Origin of the sequence: Sporosarcina sp. FSL K6-3457 (assembly GCF_038007285.1) — a bacterium.
GTDB lineage: Bacteria > Bacillota > Bacilli > Bacillales_A > Planococcaceae > Sporosarcina.
This window is the reverse complement of the sequence record NZ_JBBOWX010000001.1, coordinates 600,127-624,671: the sequence shown is the minus strand read 5'-3', so window position 1 is coordinate 624,671 and position 24,545 is coordinate 600,127. Positions and strand designations below refer to the sequence as shown.

Annotated in this window: 24 protein-coding genes and 1 riboswitch; of the genes, 3 read left to right on the top strand and 21 right to left on the bottom strand. The window is 41.0% G+C overall.

All coding sequences use genetic code 11. The annotated features are described in order from the left end of the window. Positions 1–72: 72 nt before the first annotated feature. The 21 genes from N1I80_RS03080 to N1I80_RS02980 form a co-directional block, all read right to left on the bottom strand. Entirely contained in the window at positions 73–2,277 is a 2,205-nt protein-coding gene (locus N1I80_RS03080; protein WP_340736497.1) for a DUF4129 domain-containing transglutaminase family protein, read from the bottom strand. Continuing rightward, positions 2,274–3,488 carry a DUF58 domain-containing protein gene (locus tag N1I80_RS03075; protein WP_340736496.1) on the bottom strand — a complete coding sequence of 405 codons (1,215 nt, stop codon included), beginning with the start codon at positions 3,486–3,488 and terminating at the stop codon, positions 2,274–2,276. Before N1I80_RS03075 ends, N1I80_RS03080 begins: the two co-directional genes overlap by 4 nt. Continuing rightward, on the bottom strand, positions 3,485–4,435 hold the full coding sequence (locus N1I80_RS03070) for an AAA family ATPase (RefSeq protein WP_340736495.1): 951 nt from the start codon (positions 4,433–4,435) through the stop codon (positions 3,485–3,487). Before N1I80_RS03070 ends, N1I80_RS03075 begins: the two co-directional genes overlap by 4 nt. 195 nt (positions 4,436–4,630) lie before the next feature. Continuing rightward, entirely contained in the window at positions 4,631–5,458 is an 828-nt protein-coding gene (nadE, locus tag N1I80_RS03065; RefSeq protein WP_340736494.1) for an ammonia-dependent NAD(+) synthetase, read from the bottom strand. A gap of 12 nt (positions 5,459–5,470) precedes the next feature. Then, the gene (locus N1I80_RS03060) at positions 5,471–6,940 is read right to left on the bottom strand and encodes a nicotinate phosphoribosyltransferase (protein WP_340736493.1); all 1,470 of its coding nucleotides are present in this window, start codon (positions 6,938–6,940) and stop codon (positions 5,471–5,473) included. Positions 6,941–7,179: 239 nt separating this feature from the next. Continuing rightward, positions 7,180–7,725, bottom strand: coding sequence for a DoxX family protein (locus N1I80_RS03055; protein ID WP_340736492.1), 546 nt, complete (start codon positions 7,723–7,725; stop codon positions 7,180–7,182). Positions 7,726–8,107: 382 nt separating this feature from the next. Beyond that, on the bottom strand, positions 8,108–8,911 hold the full coding sequence (locus N1I80_RS03050) for a Cof-type HAD-IIB family hydrolase (RefSeq protein WP_340736491.1): 804 nt from the start codon (positions 8,909–8,911) through the stop codon (positions 8,108–8,110). 30 nt (positions 8,912–8,941) lie between these two features. Then, complete coding sequence (locus tag N1I80_RS03045; RefSeq protein ID WP_340736490.1) at positions 8,942–9,805, bottom strand: ABC transporter permease subunit; 864 nt, start codon at positions 9,803–9,805, stop codon at positions 8,942–8,944. Beyond that, entirely contained in the window at positions 9,805–10,590 is a 786-nt protein-coding gene (locus N1I80_RS03040) for a PhnE/PtxC family ABC transporter permease (protein ID WP_340736489.1), read from the bottom strand. Before N1I80_RS03040 ends, N1I80_RS03045 begins: the two co-directional genes overlap by 1 nt. A gap of 11 nt (positions 10,591–10,601) precedes the next feature. Then, a complete protein-coding gene (gene phnC / locus N1I80_RS03035) occupies positions 10,602–11,366 on the bottom strand; it encodes a phosphonate ABC transporter ATP-binding protein (RefSeq protein WP_340736488.1) in 765 nt (254 codons plus the stop codon). A 231-nt stretch (positions 11,367–11,597) separates the two neighbouring features. Beyond that, on the bottom strand, positions 11,598–12,623 hold the full coding sequence (locus N1I80_RS03030) for a PhnD/SsuA/transferrin family substrate-binding protein (RefSeq protein WP_340736487.1): 1,026 nt from the start codon (positions 12,621–12,623) through the stop codon (positions 11,598–11,600). A gap of 187 nt (positions 12,624–12,810) precedes the next feature. After that, positions 12,811–13,629 (bottom strand): PHP domain-containing protein, encoded by an 819-nt coding sequence (locus tag N1I80_RS03025; RefSeq protein WP_340736486.1) that lies wholly within the window; start codon positions 13,627–13,629, stop codon positions 12,811–12,813. Between the two features lie 16 nt (positions 13,630–13,645). After that, positions 13,646–14,341, bottom strand: a complete 696-nt coding sequence (locus N1I80_RS03020) for a phosphonate C-P lyase system protein PhnL (protein WP_340736485.1) — start codon at positions 14,339–14,341, stop codon at positions 13,646–13,648. Further along, entirely contained in the window at positions 14,319–14,975 is a 657-nt protein-coding gene (locus N1I80_RS03015; RefSeq protein ID WP_340736484.1) for a DapH/DapD/GlmU-related protein, read from the bottom strand. The genes N1I80_RS03020 and N1I80_RS03015 overlap by 23 nt, the downstream gene beginning before the upstream one ends. Beyond that, a complete protein-coding gene (gene phnM, locus N1I80_RS03010) occupies positions 14,972–16,147 on the bottom strand; it encodes a phosphonate metabolism protein PhnM (protein WP_340736483.1) in 1,176 nt (391 codons plus the stop codon). Before phnM ends, N1I80_RS03015 begins: the two co-directional genes overlap by 4 nt. A gap of 12 nt (positions 16,148–16,159) precedes the next feature. After that, the gene (locus N1I80_RS03005) at positions 16,160–16,999 is read right to left on the bottom strand and encodes an ATP-binding cassette domain-containing protein (protein WP_340739954.1); all 840 of its coding nucleotides are present in this window, start codon (positions 16,997–16,999) and stop codon (positions 16,160–16,162) included. Continuing rightward, the gene (locus tag N1I80_RS03000) at positions 16,989–17,861 is read right to left on the bottom strand and encodes an alpha-D-ribose 1-methylphosphonate 5-phosphate C-P-lyase PhnJ (RefSeq protein ID WP_340736482.1); all 873 of its coding nucleotides are present in this window, start codon (positions 17,859–17,861) and stop codon (positions 16,989–16,991) included. Before N1I80_RS03000 ends, N1I80_RS03005 begins: the two co-directional genes overlap by 11 nt. Before the next feature lie 185 nt (positions 17,862–18,046). After that, positions 18,047–19,144 (bottom strand): carbon-phosphorus lyase complex subunit PhnI, encoded by a 1,098-nt coding sequence (locus N1I80_RS02995; protein WP_340736481.1) that lies wholly within the window; start codon positions 19,142–19,144, stop codon positions 18,047–18,049. Further along, positions 19,145–19,741, bottom strand: a complete 597-nt coding sequence (gene phnH / locus N1I80_RS02990) for a phosphonate C-P lyase system protein PhnH (protein ID WP_340736480.1) — start codon at positions 19,739–19,741, stop codon at positions 19,145–19,147. Positions 19,742–19,828: 87 nt separating this feature from the next. Further along, positions 19,829–20,251, bottom strand: coding sequence for a phosphonate C-P lyase system protein PhnG (phnG, locus tag N1I80_RS02985; protein WP_340736479.1), 423 nt, complete (start codon positions 20,249–20,251; stop codon positions 19,829–19,831). Between the two features lie 129 nt (positions 20,252–20,380). Beyond that, a complete protein-coding gene (locus N1I80_RS02980) occupies positions 20,381–21,097 on the bottom strand; it encodes a GntR family transcriptional regulator (protein ID WP_340736478.1) in 717 nt (238 codons plus the stop codon). 460 nt (positions 21,098–21,557) lie between these two features. Here N1I80_RS02980 and N1I80_RS02975 point away from each other — a divergent pair, with 460 nt between their 5' ends. From N1I80_RS02975 to N1I80_RS02965, 3 genes are all read left to right on the top strand, one after another. After that, on the top strand, positions 21,558–22,589 hold the full coding sequence (locus N1I80_RS02975) for an AI-2E family transporter (protein ID WP_340736477.1): 1,032 nt from the start codon (positions 21,558–21,560) through the stop codon (positions 22,587–22,589). A 142-nt stretch (positions 22,590–22,731) separates the two neighbouring features. Then, a complete protein-coding gene (locus N1I80_RS02970) occupies positions 22,732–23,463 on the top strand; it encodes an ABC transporter ATP-binding protein (protein ID WP_340736476.1) in 732 nt (243 codons plus the stop codon). After that, positions 23,460–24,215 (top strand): ABC transporter permease, encoded by a 756-nt coding sequence (locus tag N1I80_RS02965; protein ID WP_340736475.1) that lies wholly within the window; start codon positions 23,460–23,462, stop codon positions 24,213–24,215. The genes N1I80_RS02970 and N1I80_RS02965 overlap by 4 nt, the downstream gene beginning before the upstream one ends. A gap of 76 nt (positions 24,216–24,291) precedes the next feature. Beyond that, positions 24,292–24,400: riboswitch (SAM riboswitch) on the top strand. Positions 24,401–24,545 lie beyond the last annotated feature (145 nt).

Here is a 24,545-nt window from a genome sequence, read left to right as displayed (position 1 = left end):
AACTGTTTTTTTACTTCATCGGCAACTAAATTATAGTCCGAATATTTTTTCTTCTACAATTATAGCTCAAAATCACCTTGAAGTCCTATTGATTAAATCTTCCCACACTTCTTGTAAACTTGCCCACTCATGGTCAGTTGTATTACCACCGTACAAACCTTTTTCATAAGCCGCTGTTAGTTTTCTCATTCCATCTCCACCAAAATGAGTATCTACAGTCTTTGCGTAATCAGATAAGGTCATACCATTCGCCCGCTTCAACCCTAGCCGATTCAATTGCTTCAACAAGCTCGTATACTGCTTGTCAAAAGTAACCCAATCTTCTTTTCCGGATCGACTTGCATAAATGAGTACTCGAGGCAGCCATTTCACCCTCACAACAAACAATCGCCAAATAATAAATGCCAGTACGGTTGCACCCGCTACAATTATCCAGCTATTATCCTTCAACCATGAGCCCATCGAATTGAAATACTTGCCAATGTCAAAATCCTTTTCCTCTTTAACAGGCGCCTCTTTTTGTTCCTGCTTTGGCTGCTCTGGCTCCTTCATTTCAGGTGATTCTGGATTAGTAAGGTCCAATTCCAAATCATAGTCGATATCGGTCAAGCCATTAAACCCAATCGTCGGTTCAAATGGCATCCAACCAACTCCTGGCATATAGGCCTCCACCCACGAATGCGCTTCATTATTCGTAATCTGATAAACGCGTTCGCCAGCTCCATTTACTACAGATTCCCCTGGTGCAAAGCCTTTTACCCAACGAGCAGGAATATCTAGCGTACGTAACATAACGACCATAGATGTTGAAAAGTTATCGCAGTAGCCACTCTTCGTGTCGAAGAGGAATTGATCTACATAATCATCACCTGCTTTTGGTATCGCTACATTTTGCTGTGTATAGACAAACCCATTTTTCTTAAAGTAACTTTCAATTGCCTTTGCCTTTTCATAGACGCTACTATGTTGCACCGTTATTTCTTCTGCCAAATCCCCTACACGTTGCGGAAGCGAATTCGGCAACTGTAAATATGGCGTAAAATCCTCATTTTCAGCAGCATAGTCTACCATTTCCGCAGCCCTTAACGCCGCTAAACTATACTCCGGTTCCTGGAACTCAATTTCATACGTTTCGATTGGTTCTGGACCTTCACTGCCTCTAAGTTGCGTAGTGTACTTTCCCGACATTTCAGAGTGAAAGAGTAACGCGTCAGCTGTTGTATTCACTCTATTGATACCATAAGGGTAAACGATAAACGGAAAAGGCTCTGCCACTTGAAATTCAGCCAGCAGCTGCGGCTTCACCGATGTCCCTTCGTACTTTTCAGACTCCGCTAATTCCATCCCTGGTGCATAAATAGCCTGATTCTCATTTGCTGGTACTTGCTCCCAGCCTTTTGACGTATACGTATTCTTCGTCTCGATTTTCCAATATTGTTTGCTGGCTACTTTCACCTCAAAAACAACCGTATCATCCTGTGTAAATGAACCCCCGAGTGTCGTATCATCCGTGTCATAGCCACTTTTCGAAACACTAGCTCCACTACCACCCACTCCAGCACCTTGAACAATCGACTTAAAATAAGGGATTGGATCCGGCCAAATAGGTTCCTGTTTCGGAAGATAGTTCGCAAAGGCTCCGCTTACGACTACCGTAAAAAGAAGTGGTAACAAGAGAATGATTAGCGCGCCATCTGGAATAGACCGCTGATGCCGCTCCATCAATTTGGAAATAAACAAAAGACCGAGCAGTAACAATCCCGCCACCATTATCCTGAAAATAGAACCATCCGCTGAATATGGACTAAACGTGTCAATCGTCGCGATAAATACAACCGTCATCATATAGAAGAGTAAAATACTTTTCCTCACTTCAATCCAATGACGGATCAAATAAGTAGTCATCCACAATAAAAAGAAAAACAGAATGGTTTTGAACGGATTCGTAATATTATCCCAATCTGCACCTATAATAATTGGAACGTTCGACATAAGATCTTTAAGTAGATAAAAAACTGTGTCTTTCGAAATGAATACCTTATCTAAGTACACGTAGTGAACGACCCACACTATATAAATGATTTTTACAGGTACAGTAACCCACCACTTCGCTCGTACCAATGCCAATAAAAAAGATAATACGATAAAAAACAAAAATAACCCCAAATAATCTGTGTCCGTCAATTCCATCACGGGTATGAGCCATTCTCTTAGAAGAACGAATCCGAGTATATACAGGAGAACTAACAGCCGCCAGTCAATCCGTGTCCCTGTCATTGGCCTGCCACCTCTTTAAAAGCTTCTCTAAATTGCTCTTTCCCTAGAACATGTACAATAACTCCCTCCGACCTCGCCAATTGGATAGCATTTTCTACCTCTATCGATGTCGTTCCAGTCCCTTTCATAACAACAAAGCAAATGATAGATCTAGCATTTTTAGCTGTGCGTAGCACAGACTGCATAAATGGCCAATCTGGCTGAGCAGTAATTAGTACAATTCCGCCCCCATGTTGAAATTCAGTCCCAAAATCCACTAAAGATACTGTTTTCTCTGCCTCACTCGGCTTTATTTTCGCAAGGTGGACAAGTGCCTGATGGAGCTGCTCTTCCGATTGGATAGCTGGGAATAGAGATGTTTCTAGACCTGTTGTCATCAACGCAAGTTCCGCTTGATGACTGGAAGCCTCTTTCAGAATAGATGCCGTCAACTCTACTTGTTCTTCAAATGTTGCCGATACTCTCCCATCCAAAAGCAGCAATAGCTCTTGTGATCGCCTGTCTTCAAACTCTTTCGTCATCAACGTCTGCGTCCGAGCAAATGACTTCCAGTGAATCCACGTTACCCGGTCCCCTGGCTGATACCCTCGAACTCCCGTTACCATCGTTGTGTCTTTGACAATATTCAAAAGTGAAACCAGTGTACCTCGATCATATTGTGTATCGAATGGGACGTAGTGAAGGTCTATCATTTTGGGAAACACAAGAATCGTATCTCTTGCATCTATCAATTTCGTTTTACGGAGCCAACCAAAAAAGTCTGACACCTCAACAACTACACCTTCCAACAGATGCTCTCCCCTCGGCATCTGTTCAATTTCATATTGCCATTCAATTTCTTTACGGAATCCAAACAGGAATAGCCTTTTAAACGGCCCCCCTGCCAATAAAGCCACGTCATCCTCTGCCCACTTCTCGGTTACAGCTGTATACAATAACGGAAAACGACTTTTCCGCTTAAGGGACAATGTCACAAGAAACTTGCCACTATTTTGGCTATTCGCTGATCGAATTGACCGTTTTACCTTAATCTCCGAAAATGGATAGAAAAATAAGAATGTAGAATACATAACGAAAGGCAATAGACTATAAAAAATGGTCCAGCTAACCTTCCCACCTTGAAACATTGCAAAAACAAATGTCAACGCCAAGACACCTAGTACAAAAAGAAATCGTCCTGAAATATCGAGCATTTTTTTTGTTTTAATCATTTGAACTGGACCTTATTAACGGGTACACGTACCTTTGTCAATATCCGGTCCACAATTTCCTTCGTGGAAATCCCTTCATATTTGGCTTCAGGCCGTAAAATCATTCGATGACCAAATACGAATGGCGAAAGGTATTGCACATCATCCGGTGTCACATAAGCTCGGCCTCTTAGTAACGCGTAAGCTTGACACGCCTTCATCAGCGCTAAAGAACCACGTGGACTTACCCCCAAATAGACATAGGGATGACTACGCGTCTGCGAAGCACAATCTACAATATATGATTTAATCGTTTCATCGACAGTGATGTCTGTCACAGCGTTTTGTAGAGCCTTTAAATCGTCAAGCGAGATGACTGTTTCTAACTGATCCAGAGGCACCGCTTTTTCAGCTCGGCTCAGTATTTCCGTCTCCTCGAACTTTGTCGGATAGCCCATTTTTAATTTAAATAAAAAACGATCCAATTGTGCTTCTGGCAGCGGATATGTACCTTCGTACTCAATTGGATTTTGCGTCGCCATAACAAAAAACGGTTGAGGAATTCGCATCGTTTCGCCATCAATTGTCACCGAGGACTCTTCCATTCCTTCTAGTAATGCCGCTTGTGTCTTTGGCGAAGTACGATTGATTTCATCCGCAAGAACAATATTGCCCATAATCGGGCCAGGTCTAAATTCAAATTCCATCTCTCTTGGATTGTAAATGGACACACCAAGCACATCGGAAGGAAGTAAATCCGGCGTAAACTGAATCCGTTTAAAATCCGCCCCTATCGACCTCGCTAACGCCTTAACCATCATCGTTTTTCCGACACCCGGCACGTCCTCAAGCAGAACATGTCCACCCGCAAGAAGTGCAGTCACACTCAACTCCGCAATATCTCGTTTCCCAATCATTACTTTTTCAATATTCGTCAAGACTTTCTCGATCATCTCTTTATCTGCCATTCCAGATCCCCCAATTGGATACAATAATCACCTTATCCGAAAATTAACAAAACATAATTTCATAATACAGGATAACCGTTTCCCATACAACTTAAGCAAATTCCAAATCAATTACGCCTTGGCGTAATTGTGCCCAAATTTTGTGACATCCTCCGGAAAATTAAAAGGACCCCTAACAGGAGCCCTTTTGTTATTTCAGCGCCAAAAATCATCAAAAATCGTAATCGGCATATGACGTTTATGTTGTGAGCGTAAAAAATAGTTTTCCAATTTCTCACGCGGCTCTGTTGGAATCTCTTTTCCCTCCAGATAATCATCGATTAAATCATACGTAACACCAAGAGCCACCTCATCTGATAACGCTGGTTTCTCTTCTTCAAGATCTGCAGTCGGCACCTTCATATAGAGATGCGCTGGACAATCAAGCTCACTCAGCAACTGCCTCCCTTGCCTTTTGTTCAATCTAGCAATCGGCATTAAATCAGCGCCGCCATCCCCGAATTTCGTATAAAATCCGGTAATCGCCTCCGCCGCATGATCCGTTCCCAGCACCACGCAATTATGCATCGCCGCAACAGAATATTGCACTTTCATCCGTTCCCGCGCCTTTTCATTCCCCTTAGAATAATCCGTCAACTTCACACCCGCAGCCATTAGCGTGCGCTCACTCGCATCAACAGCTTCCTTTATATTGACCGTATAGACCAATGTTGGCTCTATAAAATCAAGGGCATCTTGACAATCTTCCTCATCAAACTGAATACCATAAGGCAATCGAATCCCAATGAATTTATAATGATTGGCTCCTACCTCGTCATTCAACTCATCGACAGCTAACTGAGCCAGCTTGCCAACCAATGTCGAATCCTGCCCACCTGAAATCCCAAGAACAAACCCGTTTAAAAAAGTATTCTTTCTAGCATAAGCTTTTAAAAAGTCAATGGACTTACGAATTTCTTCTTGAGGGTCAATGACGGGTTGTGCCTTCAACTCAGCGATAATCTTTTCTTGTAGTGTTTCCATTGTCCTACCCCCTCACTTATCCAGAAAATCCTCTACCATTTCCTGAACTTCCTGGATATTACGCATTTTGTTATCCCAACATTTCTGACTTAAATCCACCGGATATTCTTCTGGATTCAACGAACGTTTATATTCATCCCACAATAAATTCAAGTTCTCTTGCGCATAGTCACGCATTTGTAACAGCGATGGATTTTCGTAGATGATACCCCCATTTTCGACTACCTTCACATGTAGGTTTTTCGCTTCGAAATTCGTCACAAACTTCGAGATGAATGTATGAACAGGGTGGAACATTTTCAATCGCTTTTCAGACGTAGGATCTTCATCGTACATCGTAATGTAATCCCCTTCAGCCTTACCATTTTCCAAGTCAATGATGCGATACAAATTCTTCCGTCCTGGTGTAGTAACCTTTTCTGTTGTCGATGAAATCTTGATGGTATCCACCATTTCACCTGCTTCATCTTCTATAGAAACAATCTTATACACCGCGCCAAGTGCTGGCTGGTCATAAGCTGTAATCAACTTCGTACCAATTCCCCAGACATCCACCCTTGCTCCCTGCGCTTTCAAATTCAAAATAGTATATTCATCCAAATCATTTGAAACAACTATTTTTGCATCTGTAAATCCTGCTTCATCCAACATACGACGAGCTTCCTTTGATAAAAATGAAATATCGCCACTGTCCAAACGTATACCGATGAAATTGATTTGATCGCCTAATTCCTTCGCGACTTGAATCGCTGTAGGAATCCCAATTTTCAGCGTATTATACGTGTCGACCAAGAAAACACAGTCCTTATGGCGCTTCGCGTAGGTATGAAACGCCTCATATTCACTTTTATAAGCTTGTACCATAGAATGCGCGTGTGTCCCCGATACAGGAATATCGAATCTTTTCCCTGCACGAACATTGCTTGTTGCTTCAATACCACCAATAATAGTCGCACGTGCACCCCAAATTGCTGCATCCATTTCATGTGCACGACGTGTCCCAAATTCCATGACCACTTCATCCTTCACGACTTGTTTAATACGACTCGCTTTTGTTGCAATGAGTGTTTGATAATTAACAATGTTTAAAAGTGCTGTTTCAATAAGCTGTGCTTGGATAAGTGGTGCTTCTATCCTCATGATGGGCTCGTTCGCAAAAACCAATTCCCCTTCTACCATCGAATAGACATCACCTGTGAAACGTAGTTCTTTCAAATAACCAATAAAGTCCTCTTCATAGCCGAGCTCATCCTTTAAATACGCCAAATCACTATCGCTGAAATGAAGATTCCGCAAAAAATCGAGGACTCTTTCAAGCCCCGCAAATACCGCGTAACCATTGCCAAACGGTAAACTTCTGAAAAATAATTCGAACACTGATTTCCGATTACCGATACCATCTGCCCAGTACGATTCCGCCATATTGATTTGATAAAGATCCGTATGTAAAGCTAAGCTGTCATCTGCATATTTTGAACTCATGTTAATCTCCTTCTTCCGATTACTTTAGGTAATAAATAGTATACACCATTTACCCCAATTTCGATGTGATATAACATGAAACGACATTTTTAATGCACTATATAAGTTGAACTAAAGAATCCTACTAAATCCGCTCGGCGCTAGGGGATTATGTCACAATCATAAATTCAACATATATAGAAAACATTAAAATAGGATTCGCCTCAATGAGATGAGACGAATCCTATAATTATTATCTACTATCTACTGGGCTTCTTCCAAGGTGTTCCTAGTTTTGGTAGCGCAAAGCGGTCAAGACCATACCAGCCTGCCACTTTCCAAGCGAGTACTAACCAAGTTGCCAAAATGAACAAAATTGGATTTGTACTTAATGTTCCAGCTAGTAGGAAACTGACATTCATCAATGCACCGAAAAACGCTGCAATCCCTGTTAATAAACCTACTATTAATCCTAAACCTACTAATAATTCACCATAAGCGACTACAAACCCAAACACTTTCGCATTCGGCAGTACGGCGTTTTCTAAAAATGTTGCAAACCAGCTAGACACATCGCCGCCCTCTTGGGACTTAGCAATTGCACCTGAGACAAAACCTTTGATGGCAGCCCCTGCGTTTTCACCAGTCCACGCATCACTTCGCACTTTGCCCCAACCTGCCGTCAACCATGCATAACCGACATAAAGTCTTATAAATAACCAAATAACTGCAGAACGCGTATCACTGAATAAAAAGCTAGAAATAGGGTTTTCCGGAATGATGATACTTTTTTGTCTCTTCATCATAAATCTCTCCTTCTCTCTTTTCTCTTATTATAGTATATTTTCCCTGTAAATCTAGCACTTTTCACATTCCAATAGTTACATTCTCGTGAATCTTTTAACTTGTTTCAGCATAAGTTCTCCACTTCCATAAGTGGTAGGATGAATGTTAAATATGTATTCAAATTCAGAGGAGGTCCAAGCCCCTGCTGAATCAAGTTAAGCCTCCGGCGGATGTCACAGATTTTGAAAGGAGTTAATTGCGCAAGCGCAATTCAAAATCTGGACGCAATCACGCTGAGGCGCGATTGATAAACACCAGTCATCATCCATTAATCCAATGGATGATGACTGGTTCATTGTTATTTATCACTTTGCATTCATTCAAAAAAGCTCGTGGATACGGTTAACTATATGCATTCTCGAAGATATTTGATTCCAACAAGCCTACACTAACCAAACCGTTTAAAATACCATCTTCAGAACAGGAAGTTGTCACAAAATCAGCTTGCGCTTTTAGCTCTGGAACTGCATTTTCCATCGCAATTCCCGTTCCCACAAAAGCCAGCATTTCAAAATCGTTTGTTCCATCGCCAAAGGCATAACTATTCTCTTTCTGAACCCCTAACTTTTCCAGCATTTTTTGAACACCTACCGCTTTAGAGGATCCCTTCGGCAGTACGTCGGATCCATAATCTCCCCAATCAATGAACGTATAATCTGCGTAGCGCTGTATATACATTTGCGTATCCTTACGTTCACAATAGAGCTGGACTTGATATACAGGCGAGTGTTTATAAAAGTCCATTTCCACCAATGGATAATCGAGTCGCAAACCTTCATAGCTCGGATAGATAAATGGGTGCATCTCTGCATTTACTTTTATCATTTGATGATTAGAATATGCGAGTCCATCTCCGTTTCTTTGGGCGATTGTCGACAAATCATGAATCATGTCAGGATCCATTGGATTCGCATAAATTTCTTCCCCTTCAAAAATAACATGCTGCCCATTCATCGACACGTAGGAAGAGATATTCAGCTCTTCAAGAAGCCAATCAAACATTAGAGGCGAACGCCCTGTCGAAATCGCCGTGTAGATACCCTTGTCCTGCAAAGCGCGAATTGCTTTTTTCGATGACTCCAATACGACCTTATTTTCATTCAGCAATGTTCCGTCTAAGTCAAAAAAGACAACTTTTTTCTCCATCAGTCATTCCCCCTAACCAAATTCCTCCCATTATTTCACAGACGAACTGCTCAAATAGCGAGTTTTCAATCGAGTAGATAATAATTCGAGTCCAATTGCCACCAACAATATCACGTACGTAATAAACCCAACTTCACGCAGGTCAAAGTAAAAACCTGAAGCCATGAACAATTCAAAACCAATTCCACCCGCCCCTGCAGCAGCTCCCATTGCAACTGCTACCGTGAAATTTGTTTCAAAACGTAAAAACGTCCAAGACAATAAGGACGAGGCTGTGGAAGGAATCACGGCATGCGTGACAATATGCCACCAATTCGCGCCACTTGCTCGCAACGCCTCCAAAATACCATCGTCTAATTCCTCAAATGACTCCGCATATGCTTTTACTAAAAACGCTACGGTATGCAGAATCATGCCAATGATTGCTGCCTCGCTTCCAAGTCCAGCGGCAATCGCAAAAATCAATACCCATAATACTGTTGGCACTGCACGAACAAATGCTACCACTACGATAATCGTATTTGAAACAGCCTTCGTCGATAAATTTTTAGCAGCGAACAGAGCGATAACCAAAGAGAGTACAGCACCCAGAATGGTCGATAAAACAGCTAGTCCTATCGTTAAGCTTATTTGAAAAACAGCCTCTCCTAAAGAAAAATGACTGAGTACGGGCTGTAAAAACATGACTTTCAAATTATGAAGCGTTGCTGGTATAGCTTCAATTAATGAAAGTTCTTTGTAATCGAAAGTCAGAAATCCATAGACTGTTAAAATCAGAAGCATGACAAACGTGCCCATCGTCACTACCTGTGCCTTATTCCAAGCTTTAATTTTAATTTTCCCTGCATGATTTCTCTTCAAATCAAAAATCAGGTCACTTTTAGCTACGGTCATTACAAAATAATCCTCCTCACATAATTGGATAGGAGCTCGATCCCAATGACTACTATGACAATACTGATTGTAATCAGGGCAACGACGTTATAATTCATACTTTTATAATACAGATCGAACGCAAACCCAATCCCCGTTCCTGTCAAAATACCAACGAGTGTTGAGCTTCTAATATTCGTTTCAATCATATACAACACCCAACTGATCATCTGCGGGAAGCACTCTGGAATGACCGCTTTCGCCACCACTTGGAAATAAGTCGCTCCAGTTGCACGCAACGCCTCTACTGAACTGCTACTCGTTTCATCGATCGTTTCAATGAACGCCCGAGTCAAAAAGCCGAACGTCGCCAGAAACAAAGCAAAATACCCCGTCAACGCACTTTGACCGAATGATAAAAGTAGAATTAGCGCCCATGCAACGATTGGTATATTACGATAAACAGATGCAATGATTCTACTCAATGATCCGAAAAAATGATTAATCTTCGTTGTGTTCGATCCCATTAATGCCAATAGTAAAGCCAATACACTGGCGGTTGTTGTCGCCGTAATAGAAAGAAAAATAGTTTCTATTAATTTATCCATAATGGAAGGCATTTTTGTCAGCGACTGTTCAGTGATAAATAGGTTCGACACAATCCAACTAAAGGCTTTCGGCAACGTTTGTATACCGTGTACAAAGTTGAAATCCGTAATCCTTGCCGAGATTAGTGTAATTCCGATAACAATGACAAAGAAAATAGTCATACGCTGTTTCTTTTTTTTGAAAATCGTAATATCCACAAACTTGCCTCCTACTCCATAATGAGATCTCCAGCTTCGGATCCATAAATTGTGTGAATGGCAGCCGTTGTCAACTCTTTGGAGGTTCCATCGTATACGACCTGACCATTATTCAATCCAATAATCCGATCTGAATACTTTTTTGCCACATCCACTTGATGTAGATTGACAATACAAGTGATATTCAGCTCTTTGGAGATTGTTTGTAAATGATCCATAATCACCTTGGAGGCATTGGGATCTAGTGAGGCGATAGGTTCATCACATAGTAGTAGTTTCGGTGACTGAATCAGCGCTCGTGCAATACCCACACGCTGTTTCTGTCCCCCACTCAATTGGTCACATCTTTTATAAGCATGTTCTTCCATCCCAAGCTTTTTGAGCAGGCTAAATGCCTGTAATTTTTCTTCCTCCGTAAAACGACCCAAAACACCTTGGAGTGTCGATTTATAGCCAAATCGGCCGTGCAATACATTTTCAATGACCGTTAAGCGGGACACTAAATTATAATGTTGGAAAATCATCCCGATTTTTGTTCGATGTTTGCGCAATTCTTTTTTTGATAATGCCATGACATTGACATCGTCAAAATGAATTTCTCCCTCCGATGTATCAATCATCCGATTAATGCATCGGAGAAACGTAGACTTCCCAGCACCGGATGGACCGATAATGGAGACAAACTCGCCTTCATTCACTTCCATATTAATTTCCGATAAAACTCGCTTATCCTTTTCATATCGTTTGGAGAGATTTTGAACTTGTAACAAAGCCATTTTTAAAAACTCCTTGTATCGATATTTGGCAGTTAATTATAAAGAATCAATTACGCCTTGGCGTAATTGCGTCCAGATTTTGAATCGAGCTTGCTCGATTGACTCCTTTCAAAATCTGTGACATCCGCCGGAGGCTTTATTAATGAGGAATTGGACTTCATTCCTCATTAATAAAGCATGTACCAAGAAATTGGATACATTCTGGTACATGCTTTTCTATCAACTATCTACTTATTTCGACAGTTCACGAATTGGATTAAACCAAGAATCCTCTACGATTACGAACTTTTCATCTGCTGATTTTGTGAAAAGGCCAGATGCTTCAGAATCTGCAGGAACAAAAATCTTTTCATTGTTTGAAATGTCATCAGAAGTCAATAGCTCTTGAATTTTCTTGAAATCTTCGTCGCTTAAGCTATCCTTATTTGCAGCAAACGGTGCATTTAATACCGGCGTCACATTGATCAATGTAAATTCTTCTCCAGGGACAGTATTGAATGGCTCGGCAGCGTCAGCTTTCACTTTATAGATAGAACCTTTTTTGTTTGCTTCCCCTTCGGCAATTTCAATATAATTGCCAACACATGTATCACAAAATGCAGCTACATCTGCGCGTCCGCTTAACAAGTTAACTGCTGATCCTTGGTGTGAGTCGCCATATAATACTTCTTTAAAAAATGGTCCACCTTCCATTAAATCTTCCGCCGTCAAATCTTTCCATTTATCCTCTTTCGTGAAATACGAAACGATATCACTAGACGGTACTTTAAATCCTGATGTCGAACTACTTGATACAAACGAGAATTTGGAATCGACGATATTGTCAATCGCGAATTCACCGCTCGCTTTATAATTTTCTGCATCTGCTTTTTTCACAGCTAACCAACTATAGTAAACCGCATCATCAATCGTACCTGATTTACCGCTCGGTACAATGAGGGGCTCAATGCTATTATTTTTATTTTTTGCTTCGATATATCCTTGTGCTCCCATGAATGCAAGTTGAGCGTTGCCATTGGCAATCGTTTCAATTGCAACAGCATAATCCGTTGTCAATTTATGCTCTACTTTTTTACCTGTAACCTCTTCAATTACTTTCCCAATTTCATCACGAGCCGATTTCAAATCATTTCCAGACTCATTTGGATACCAAACCATCGTCAATTGATCATTCGAATTCGCACTACTTGAAGAGCAAGCTGCCAAAACTGTCACAAGGAAAAGAATTGTTAGAAATGATAATAGGTTTTTTTTCATGATTTTCTCCTTTTGATTGAGTAGTTTAGTTGATGGTTTTCTTAGCCCAGGTGATTCATTCTGAAGATGTATGGCTCTTCACATTTTACACACCCATCCTTTCGTCAAAATCATCTACACTTACTATTTGAACATAACTAAGTTTTAAAATCCTATTATTTACAGTATCTTCACATAATCTTTATATTCATTTTGCGAGAACAGCTTCAAGAAGTTCAGTGGGACTGACAAGATCCCCCATCATAATCGGCTTGCCATAATCTCCATGAAAATCGCTTCCACCTGTTAAAAATAGGCCATACTCATCTGCAAACTGCTCCACTCTTTTTCTATCTTCTGTTGAATGGTCAAAATGGTCACGTTCAAGACCATCAAGTCCATTTTTCACAAGCTCTGGAATCAAATCATATGAATCGAGTTGCCCAGGGTGAGCAAGCACAGCATAACCATTGTCCGCTTTGATGGCTTTGACTGCTGCAACTGCATCCACATATTCGATATCCCTTGCACAAATACCCTGTCCTTTAAATAGTGTTCGATAAAGTTCTTGATAAAGCGGCGTTGTAAAATGATGATCGAGTAAGCAATGCATAATATGTTGTTTGTAAATAGTGCCTGACGTCATCGCTTTTTTCGCAACATCTTCAAACCGAATGTCATAGTTATTTTTTTGTAGTTGTTCAATTTGCCAAAGGGAATTTTCATGTCTTCTTTTTAACAACGGATTGCACAGTGCCTGAATATGTGTTGCTTCTTCATCAAACAGATAGCCGAGAATATGCACTTTCCGATTCCTTGTAAAATCATAGGCAGAAATTTCAATGCCAGGGACAATTGTAATGCCATGTTTCTCCCCTTCTAGTTGAGCAGCTTGAATGCCATCGATTGTATCGTGATCTACTAGGCTTAAATGGGTGATGCCCCTCTTTGAAGCCATTTCCATCAACTCCCCCACTGAGGAGGACCCATCTGAATAATGAGAGTGAACATGTAAGTCAGCCTTCATGTGAATCCCTTCCTTTTCAAATGACCTTTTTACCCTGCAAATCATACACTTTGTCACATAATCCATCCATGAACTCCAAGTCATGAAAAATCCCAATCAGTGTTGTTCCATCCATTTTTAATCGTTCAAGCATTTCACGGACTTTCAACTTGGAAGCGTCGTCCAAGCTTGCTGTCGGCTCATCCAACAGTAATAAACGTGGCTTTTTCACAATTGCACACGCAATATTTAAGCGTAATTTCTGCCCACCTGAAAATGTATTCGGGTAACTATCCCACAGCTCAGGATCCAATTCGAAATGTGCCAGCGCTTCTATAGCGGCCTGACGCGCCTCTTCTTGCGACTTTCCCATTTCAATAACGGACTGTTCCACAAGTTCACGCGCCGTCGTTCGTGGCATGACATTCAAAAACTGTGAGACATAGCCAATCTCATGCTTGCGCAAATAGTACACATCTCTTTCAGATAGCTGCGCTAAATCGACGAGTCCAAACTTTTCAGAGCTATACAAAATAGATCCTTTCTCCGGTAAATATGTTCGATAAATGCTTTTTAAAATGGTCGATTTTCCACTGCCGCTCTTACCGACAATGCCTATGAACTGACCTTCATTCAGGGAGAACTCAATGTTCCGAACAGCCTGCATACTTTTATTTAAATGATGAATTGTAAAAGACTTACTCAATTCCTTAACTTCCAGTAGCTGCGACATCCGATTTCCCCCTGTCATCAAACTTTTCTACAAACTTCTCAATATCATGCTGGAAGTCATCCACACGCTCTTTTATTGTTTCATAAGGCCAATCCCACCACTGGATGCGTTGCAGCGCCTCAATCGTTTCCTCGGAAAAACGGTATTTGATAATTTTTGCTGGAACACCGACAACGATTGCATATGGAGGCACATCTTTCGTAACGATTGCTCCGCTACCAACAATTGCGCCATCTCCGACTGTCACGCCTGACTGAATAATGGCCCCATGACCAATCCATGTGTCGTGTCCGATTGTTGCAATTTGGCTTTCCCTGTGCTCAAAAAAAGGCTGGTCATCATGGTCACTAAAACCATACATTTTCTGACGATACGTAAAATGATGGAGAGATGGTCTTTCGTACGGATGATCGGTCGGACCAATTCGCACCATTGCTGCAATATTGGAGAACTTTCCAATTCGTGCATTTTGGATGAAACAAAACTGACCTGAATACGAGTAATCGTCCACTACCGAGTTTTCTATAAAATTGTACAGTCCAATCTCAGTAAATTCGCCAAGATGGGTATTTTTCAACTGTACATAATCATGAATTGTAGGCTCTTTGGATAATAATACTTCTGTCATTTTCATCGATACATCGTCCTTGTTATTAATTTCCCGTCTACAATGGAGGCCGTTACAACCGGAAAGCCATCATCCATCTTCTCGATAATGATAATATCCGCTTTTTTCCCTGCTTTAATGGAGCCGATTTCATCATCGATTCGCACAGCTTTTGCAGGATTCAACGTGACAAGCTGAAACATTTCATGAAGATCTTGCCCATAGTCATCGCTTAGTTTGAAAATAGAATGCAGTAAAGCTGCAGGATAGTAATCGCTACACAAAATATCAATTGTCCGTTCCTCAATTGCCTCAGCAGCCGATAGATTCCCAGAATGGGAGCCGCCTAACAACACATTCGGTGCCCCAGCGATTGTCCACAACCCCATTTCTTTTGCTTTACGTGCAACCTCTATCGTCGTTGGGAACTCACTTATTGTTGTTCCATAACTACTGACTAACGATAGCTTCTCAACTTCATCGTCATCATGCGAAGCGACCGCAATATTGTTATCGATTGCGATTTTGGCGATTTCTTTGATTTGATCCAGCGTAATTTTCTCTTTATGAATGCTTTCAGCTATGAGTACATCCGCTTCTGCATTCGACATAGAACGGAAACCTTTTAATGTTTCGCGATAGATTTCCAAGTTTCTGTATTGCCCTTGTCCTGGCGTGTGATCCATAAAGGATATGAGATGGACTTTCCCTTCCTCAATGTTTTGTATAAAACGGTCTACCGCCTCAATATTGTCAATTTCAAACCGCGCATGCATCCTGTTGCGAATCAAATGCTCACTTGTATGTGTTTCATTGATGGCGTCAATAAGCCGGTTGACGTTTTGCGGATTGCGAATCTGTTTATGTGAAAATCCATCATCTTTATAGATGGATAGAGAATGGAACATAGTTGTAATCCCATGACTGATTAGAATTCTTTCTGCTTCTCGAATGCCCATATTGAAATCCATTAAACTTGTAGGCCTTGGAGATATAATCCCCTCAATATAATCAGAATGGATGTCCACGAATCCCGGAGAAATATAGCCGCCCTGTGCATCGATGATTGTGTAATCACGAAGTGCTGCAACTTCTTTCTCAGGGATGATTGCTAGGATACGGTCATTTTCTAGAACGACAGCATGATGATGCAGAATTTGATCTTCCATAATAAGTTGGCCGTTTGTCAGTACGTACACATGATCACTCCATTAAATTAAAGAATAGACAAGCTGTTGCGTATAGGCGTGTTGAGGATCTTCTAAAATCTGATCCGTCAAGCCTTGTTCGATAATCTTCCCATTGAGCATGACAATCGTACGATTGGCTAGCATCCGAATGACGGCAAGATCATGAGAGACAATAACCATACTGATGCCAAGTTCTCGCTGAATTTTCTTAATCAAATCTAAAACGCTTGCTTGTACAGACAAATCGAGTCCCGTCGTCACTTCGTCCAATAAGAGAATAGGGGGATTATTGGACAATGCTTTTGCAATTTGCACACGCTGCTGCATCCCACCTGAAAACTTTTTGGGTTCATCCTTCATACGCGCAAGTGGTATATGAACATGTTCAAGCAGTTCTTTACTTCTTGCTTCCATTCGATGTACGCTACGATCGCCAGCTGCAATCAGTTTTTCAGCAATATTACCAACAGAGGAAAAATCCATTTTTAGTCCAAGCATCGGATTTTGATACACCATGCCGAGAATCGTATTTCGGATAAAACGTTGTTGTTGGGATGACTGTTCAAATACATTTGTCACCCCACCTTGATAAGGACGCATATACCCTTCCCCACTCGTTACACTTTCATCGAAATAGAGACATTTCATCATTGTCGATTTCCCGCTTCCACTTTCACCAACAATGCCAAGAATTTCACCTTTATAAACATCAAATGAAATGTCTCGGCAAGCATAGACTGTTCGACAATGCGGGCAATAATTTTTCTCTAGCACTTCCTCGTTGGCGTTCGTACAAATCGAACACCCTGGACCATATTGCTTTGTCAGGTTTTTTACTTGTAAGATGGGGTTATCTTGCATGTTCAATTACCACCTCCGGCATGTGTTCCTGTTCATTCAACTTGGCAAGACAATAGCTCGTGTCATTACATTGGTAATAAGACTCACCTGTTTCCTGGTTGATCAATTCATCCATAAAAACAGTTGCCGCATGACATAAGTGACAATGCTTTCCATCGAACGATTCCACTTCAAATGGATGATCTTCAAATGCCAAAGAATTCACGTTTGTATATGGCGGCACTGCATAAATCTTCTTTTCTCGCCCAGCTCCGAGTAATATCAATGCTTCCGATTGATGCATCTTCGTATTATCGAAACGCGGAATCGGACTCGGTGCCATGACATAACGGTCATGTACGAATACAGGGTGATCCGCATTTGTAACTGTTTTTCCGTACTTCATAATTTGCTCAAACAATAGTAACCATGCTCCACTATAATCATTTTCAGCATGCAACTTTTTCGTTTTAAATTCACTCGGCTCCACCCAACGCAACGGTTCGGGAATTGGAACTTGCAGCACCATAATTTGTTTTTCGGTTAGCGGTACTTCAGGTATTCGGTGCCTTGATTGGATAATCGTTGCTTCACTCGTTTCAATTGTCGTCTCAACTCCCGTCGTTTTGTTGACGAGTTTCTTAATATTCACTGCATTAACCGATTCATCGGAACCTTGGTCGATGACTTTCAGCACATCTTGTTTGCCGATAATCGACAATGTAATTTGAAGTCCACCCGTTCCCCAACCGCGTGCAATCGGCATTTCTCTTGATGCAAATGGCACTTGGTAACCTGGAATAGCGACCGCTTTTAAAATGGCTCTGCGTATTTCTTTTTTTGAACCTTCGTCAAATAAAGCGAAATGAGTTTGCAACTGCATTATTTTTCAGACTCCTTTTTCTGTCTAGTCTCCGGGCGCCAGATGCTCGGAGGCTCACAGGATGTGAGTTACACAGTGGAGAGGGATTGAACTGCATCCCTCTTTGTTGCCGCAGGACGCGGCGCTCTTAGACTGTGTTCCTTAATAGCCAATCCGTCTTATGCCTGTCGCATCTAAGCGGCGCCCTACGCTTTTCTTATTTTTCGCATACTATCAAGCTTGGATTGAAACGTAACGTAATGCGGTAATTTCAAATGAGAGATAAACCCGCTCGACTCGACTGAATCGATATGCAACAGAACAAATTCCTCATCCTGGGTTGGGTGAACCCCACTGCCTAGCTCCAAGCTCTGATCTAAAATACTCATAGCGATTGCCTTTGTTTCGTTCTGTCCATAGCAAATTCCATAACCTATCTCAAACTCAATTTCTTCTACATTATTTTCTTTTTGAGTGGAAATCGGGACGAACGCCTCTACTTCCGTCACCTTTATTTCACCGATATAATAATCATTGTCAATATCATCTGTTGGGTCTGTCGGATAGCTAATTGTTAAAGGCAACTTGCCGACACGCAGTTCTCCAACTGTTGGATGGACTGCGCCATATCCCCGAATAGCTGCATAACCGAGCGACGTAACAGCACCCGTTTGTCCTCTTGTCAACACTTGGAGTCTTTCACCGCGTGTCGTTGGAAATTGAATGCTTTGTTTCGTCACATCAATCGGTTCAGTGTCATCATCTTCCACTTCAACAAACAATTTTTCTTGTCGAAGATAATCGACTACTTTTGGCAATGCTGTTAAATCAGACGACTCTGAAGCTGATTTTTCATCATTCTTAAATTGTTCAAGCCATACTTTCATTACGGATTTCGATTCATCTATCAAATCAAAGTCCATTAAACGATGTGTATAATCATAGGATGCGCCTAAAATTTGTCCGCCAGGAATATCCTTGAAACTCGCTGATATTCTACGCTCTACTGCCATCGTGTCCGTCTCAACAACCCTTGTATAATAGAGCCTTGGCAACGTGGAGCGATGTGCGCGCAAAAGAAAAACAGCTTCCTCCATATTCGCCTCCGATTGTTTAATAGCAAGAGCTGCTAAAAATTCTGAGTACAAACTGCTTTCAGACATCACCTGATCGACCATTCCTCGCATCGTCGCCATAATTGTCTTAATCTCCAATAGTTCCTGAGAGCGAATCCGTTCAAACGTCAGCCGTTGAATCGAAGCTTCAATCGCCTCTGTTCCACCTTTAACCGCGACATAAGCCACTTATGACACCTCACAATCTTGAAACTTTGTTGTTCTCGGTAAACACATCATATTGCTTTGACAGTCGATCAAAATCATATCCACACCAAGCGGATATTCCTGGTTGGCCTCTGCTCTTTCAAACCTCCACAACTCACTTTCAGCAATGTGTACGTTTTCCATCGTCTCAATTCCTGGCCCTCTTATCGTAAGAAGAGGGTCATTTGACAGCTTTTTCGTCTCCATAATGATTGTTGCGGATTGCTGAGGATTCATTAAAGTCCCCTTTTTAGCTCGTCTGAAGACCTCATGTATCATTTGTGGCTGTGCATCTTGTAGTATAAATATATAATCAGCCTGGCCCAGGTCAGTTGCTGTAGACAACGTATAGGCTGTAAACAATTCTTCCAGTACAGCCGCATTTCCACCGATTATATGAAAGCTTACTTCTGCATCTAATAAGGTCATTACACTAAGAAACGTTGCGTGATGGCACTTTTCCAACTGCTCCATTCGGCTCCCTATGCCGTCTATATTTTTAATCGTTCCAGGTCTCGACATACAGTGGAGAATTGTGCGAAAAACCTCTTGTGTATTATGCACTACGTCAATAACCATCATTTCACTCCTAACTATGGATAACTATTCCATTAACCCTGCGTAATGCGCCCACTTACAGGAGTGGGAGACTTCTGTAAAATTAAGTTAAAGGTCCATCATTTCAAAATTCACCTTTGTTTTTAAGAGAGATGCTTCTTGTGTTAATTTATTTTCACGGATGCGTTGTTCTTCCTCTTCAAAAAGCGCTGTCCATTTTTTTGTTTCGGCCAAATTCGCTTCGTACGCTGCATCGATGACTGCTAACCAATAGGATAACTCTTCTTCATCCCCTACAACGATGCCGACTCCGAATGACTGATTGATTTGTACCTTTGTTTCAGTGACAAGCACCTCGCCAAGGTAAAAAAGAGTTTTCTTAGCTGTTTCCCTCATCTTGATCATCGTTAACGCATGATGTGGTTCAGCTAAAACATGGATAGTATAAGCACTCTCAATTTCATGCACGCGTTCTCTTGCAAAATGCCGCGAGCCATCAATGAGAATTTTCGTCCGTCTACGTCGATTCATACTCTCACTCCTTCACAAACCCATGTTAACTTGTTGCCAAGTCAGATAGTGTTAAGGGTTTATTAAAGAATGTAAATACGCGTTAACAAAAAAAGCCTTCGTCAAATGAATTGACAAGGACTTTTCGATTTACTCAGCTGCAATGACATAGGTAAACGAGTCACTGCAGTAGATGATTTTTGTATATTCAAGAACATTATGTTGTTTGGCATCGATGCAATCACTCTCTAGGATAAATAGTGGTACCAGTCGTGCACAATCGAGAAGGGAACGTTCAACATTAGTAGGAAATGAAATTTTGACATGACTTTTGCTGCTCATAAAATCGCTATACCCCTGCTCTGCATAATAGGCAAACATAGACTCAATACAGGCCCCATCGTATTCAATCTGCGAGAAGACACTTTTCGCCACATATGAAATATGAAGGGCGATCGGTACCCCATCGATGATTCGCAATCGAGAAATCTTAAAAACTTCATCATCCTGCTGCACATTCAAGTTCATATAGATTTTTGGATCATAGGCAATTTTTTCACAACCAAGATTTTGAGTTTCCAGCTCATAGTTAGCCTGTTTCATTTTCTCACTAAAACTTGAGCTTCCGGTCAAATGCAATTCAATCTGGCGCTGTTTCGGCTTTAAAAAACGTCCCTTCCCTTGCTTTGAATAAAGATAACCCATGTCCTCCAACTTCAAAAAAGCATTCCGCACTTTTATTCTCGGCACTCCGTAATGATCGGCAAGCTCATTTTCCGATGGAAATTGGTCATTGGCTCGATAGTTTCCTTGAACAATCTCTTGAATCAAATCATCGATAATCATTAGCTCAATTTGTTCAGCCATTCCCTAACTCCTTCTATTCTCTTTAATGTTTATAGTATAACTATACACTTTTAAGTGCAAAATGAAGTACGATAGACAAATCAATTACGCCTTGGCGTAATTGCGTCCAGATTTTTTTCGAGCTCGGGGCCTACAGGACGTGGGTCATGCAACCGTTGCCGCAGGACGCGGCGTACTTAGGTTGCCTTCTTAAGCTCCTCTAAAAATCTGTGACATCGGGGAAGGATTTATCAAGGAGGAATTGCACTTCATTCCTCCCCGTTCAGCAGGCGTTTGAACACCCGCCTAACAAGTAAACCAAACCGCATTTATCTCGCCACCTTGGAGGTGGGAGTCTTCTGCTGAATGAAGATAAAAGAGTTCTCGCTTGTAATCTTTATCAGACAAGTGGATACTATTAGAAAAGGAACTACGATGTATTTTTCACATAAAAAATCGGACATGAGGGGCACTGTTTTATATGGATGCGATAACAGAATTATTCAAAAAAAAAGGAGTCAAACGAGTCATTATTTTTGCTTTAATCATTTTCATTCTTTTCAGCGTAAGAAGTATGATGAATTTAATCTTATTAACTTTCATTTTTTCGTTTTTAATGAATCGACTTGTTGAATTTACAATCGGACGCGTCCGATTAAATCGTAAACTACTCGTCATACTGCTCTATACAACGATTGTTGGTATTCTGACAATCGGCCTTGTTAAATACTTACCTCTTATTTCAACGGAAATCAGCCAGCTTATTAAGCAAATTACAAGCTTTTCTATAGCAACACATAACAATCCGCTACTTAGTTTTATCGAATCTATAATCTCAAGCGAAAAAATAACTGCCTATTTAGAAAACGGATTTTCATTTTTACTGAAGTCCTTCACAGATATTAGTAAAACGAGTGTACAAGTATTAATTGCTTTGATTTTAAGCTTGTTTTTCCTTCTTGAAAAGCCAAGTTTAATTGAATTCACGAACAAGTTTAAAAATAGTAAAATTGCCCCGTTCTATTATGAAATTGAATTCTTCGGGAAAAAGTTTTCGCGTACATTTGGGAAAGTAATAGAAGCTCAGTTCATTATTGCACTCGTGAATACAGTTTTATCAGTCATTGTTTTGATGATACTTGGATTCCCACAAATTATCGGATTGGCCATTATGATTTTCTTCTTAGGGCTTATCCCTGTTGCAGGGGTCATTATTTCTCTGGTCCCTCTTACCATCATTGGTTTTACGATTGGCGGATACTTAACTGTCATTTACTTGATGGTGGCGATTATGATCATTCATGCGATTGAAGCGTATATTTTAAACCCGAAGCTGATGTCTTCGAAAACAGATTTACCTGTTTTTTATACATTCATCGTGCTCATTTTTTCGCAAAACTTCTTTGGCGTTTGGGGATTGATTATCGGGATTCCAGTGTTTGTGTTCCTGCTGGATATTCTCGACGTCACAGATAAGGAACCTATCAATAAAAAAGACAAGGTAGATTTATAATCCCTTGTCTTTTTTCTTTATTTACTATATACATTGAATTAAATAATCCGACGAGCAGACGTTTTCCGCATGCATGGCTTCACTTCAATTAGCTGGAGAATAATTAATTCAACTTATATAGTAAGTAATAAAGGAGAATTACATGTCAAATTCAGATAAACCTGCCATTCACTTTCATGAGGTCAATTATTCGATTGACGATATACATATTTTAAAGAAGATTACCGGTTCCTTTCCAAAAGGAAAAATAACAACGCTTGTTGGCCCTTCCGGCGCCGGGAAAACGACGCTGCTTAAACTGTGCAATGGTTTGATATCTCCCACTTCAGGAGATATTTTCATTCACACAAAACCCATTTCTACCTATGACCCGATCAAGCTACGCCGCCAAGTCGGAATCGCACTGCAAAGCGCCCCAATGATCAAAGGGAGCGTCTTTCACAATTTGGCATTGCCACTCGAACTTCAAGGCAAAAAATTAGCTGAACAGGATGCTATCCGAATTTTAGATAATGTCGGATTGGAGAAATCTTTTTTATATAGGAAGACGGATGATTTATCCGGAGGACAGCGTCAAAAAGTATCCATTGCCCGTACACTCGTCAACCAATCTGAAATCCTTTTATTAGATGAGATTACATCCGCACTGGACCGGAATTCATTGTATGAAATTGAGCAATTAATCGTCAATATCAACCATAAATACGATACAACGATTATCTGGATCACGCATAATCTAGAACAGGCCATCTCGATTGGGGATTTTACCTGGGTGATGATGGACGGCGAGGTCATCGAGACAGGCAATAGCGACTTATTGAAATCATCGACGAATGCATTAGTACAGCAATTTGTGCAGGGGGACCGTCGATGAGTTACGCAACTTTAGCCATCACACTTATTTTTGTTGCTATCCCTTTACTGCTCTCAAAAACACTTCACTTAGGGTTGGAAAAAGATACAATCATTGCGACGATTCGTTCCATCGTTCAATTGCTTGCAGTCGGCTATGTACTAAAACTCGTATTCGATTCCGAAAATCTGATTTATATACTACTAATGGTAGCGTTAATGATTGGTGCCGCGACACACAATGCGCGCAAAAAAGGGAAGTCAATTGAAGGTATTACATGGAAAATCGCCGTGACGTTAATCGCCATTGAAGTGTTGACCCAAAGTATTTTACTCGGCTTCCGGATTGTCCCGCCAACCGCACAATATATCATTTCCATCAGCGGCATGATGATTGGTAACTCGATGGTGCTGTCGATTCTCTTTCTCAACCGATTTATAGCAGAAGTGGAAGCACATCGCGACGAAACAGAGCTGATCCTGTCACTCGGCGGCACCCCAAAACAAGCGATTCATCGACAGCTTCTTCAGTCGATTAAAGCAAGTATGATTCCGACGATTGAAAGTCAGAAAACAATCGGCCTAGTTCAACTACCCGGTATGATGAGTGGACAAATTATTGCGGGGGCAGATCCTGTCCAGGCAGTCCAGTTCCAATTGCTCATTATCTTCCTATTACTGACGACCGCCGCCGTGACGAGTATCTTGCTTGGCTTTTTATCCTACCCAACATTATTTAATCAGCGTATGCAGATGTTGAGAGGAAGAAACTAAAAATACGCCCTTGTCTTTCTTTTCATAACATGATAGAGTTGGATAAATTAATCTTTTCTAATAACTTCATATTGTATTCTTATCAAGAGAGACGGAGGGAGTGGCCCGGCGATGTCTCAGCAACCAGCCTATTTCGGGGTATGGTGCTAATTCCTACTAGACGCAGTTCGTCTTGCAGATGAGAAGATTGACTTCATATTTTTGAGGGCCCTCTTCTACTAGAGGGCCTTTTTAATTTTATTCGGAAAGCCCACCGAATAAAATTAAATCCTCCGGAGGATGCCACAGAATTTCCAAAGGAGTTTATCGAGCAAGCTCGATGAAATTCTG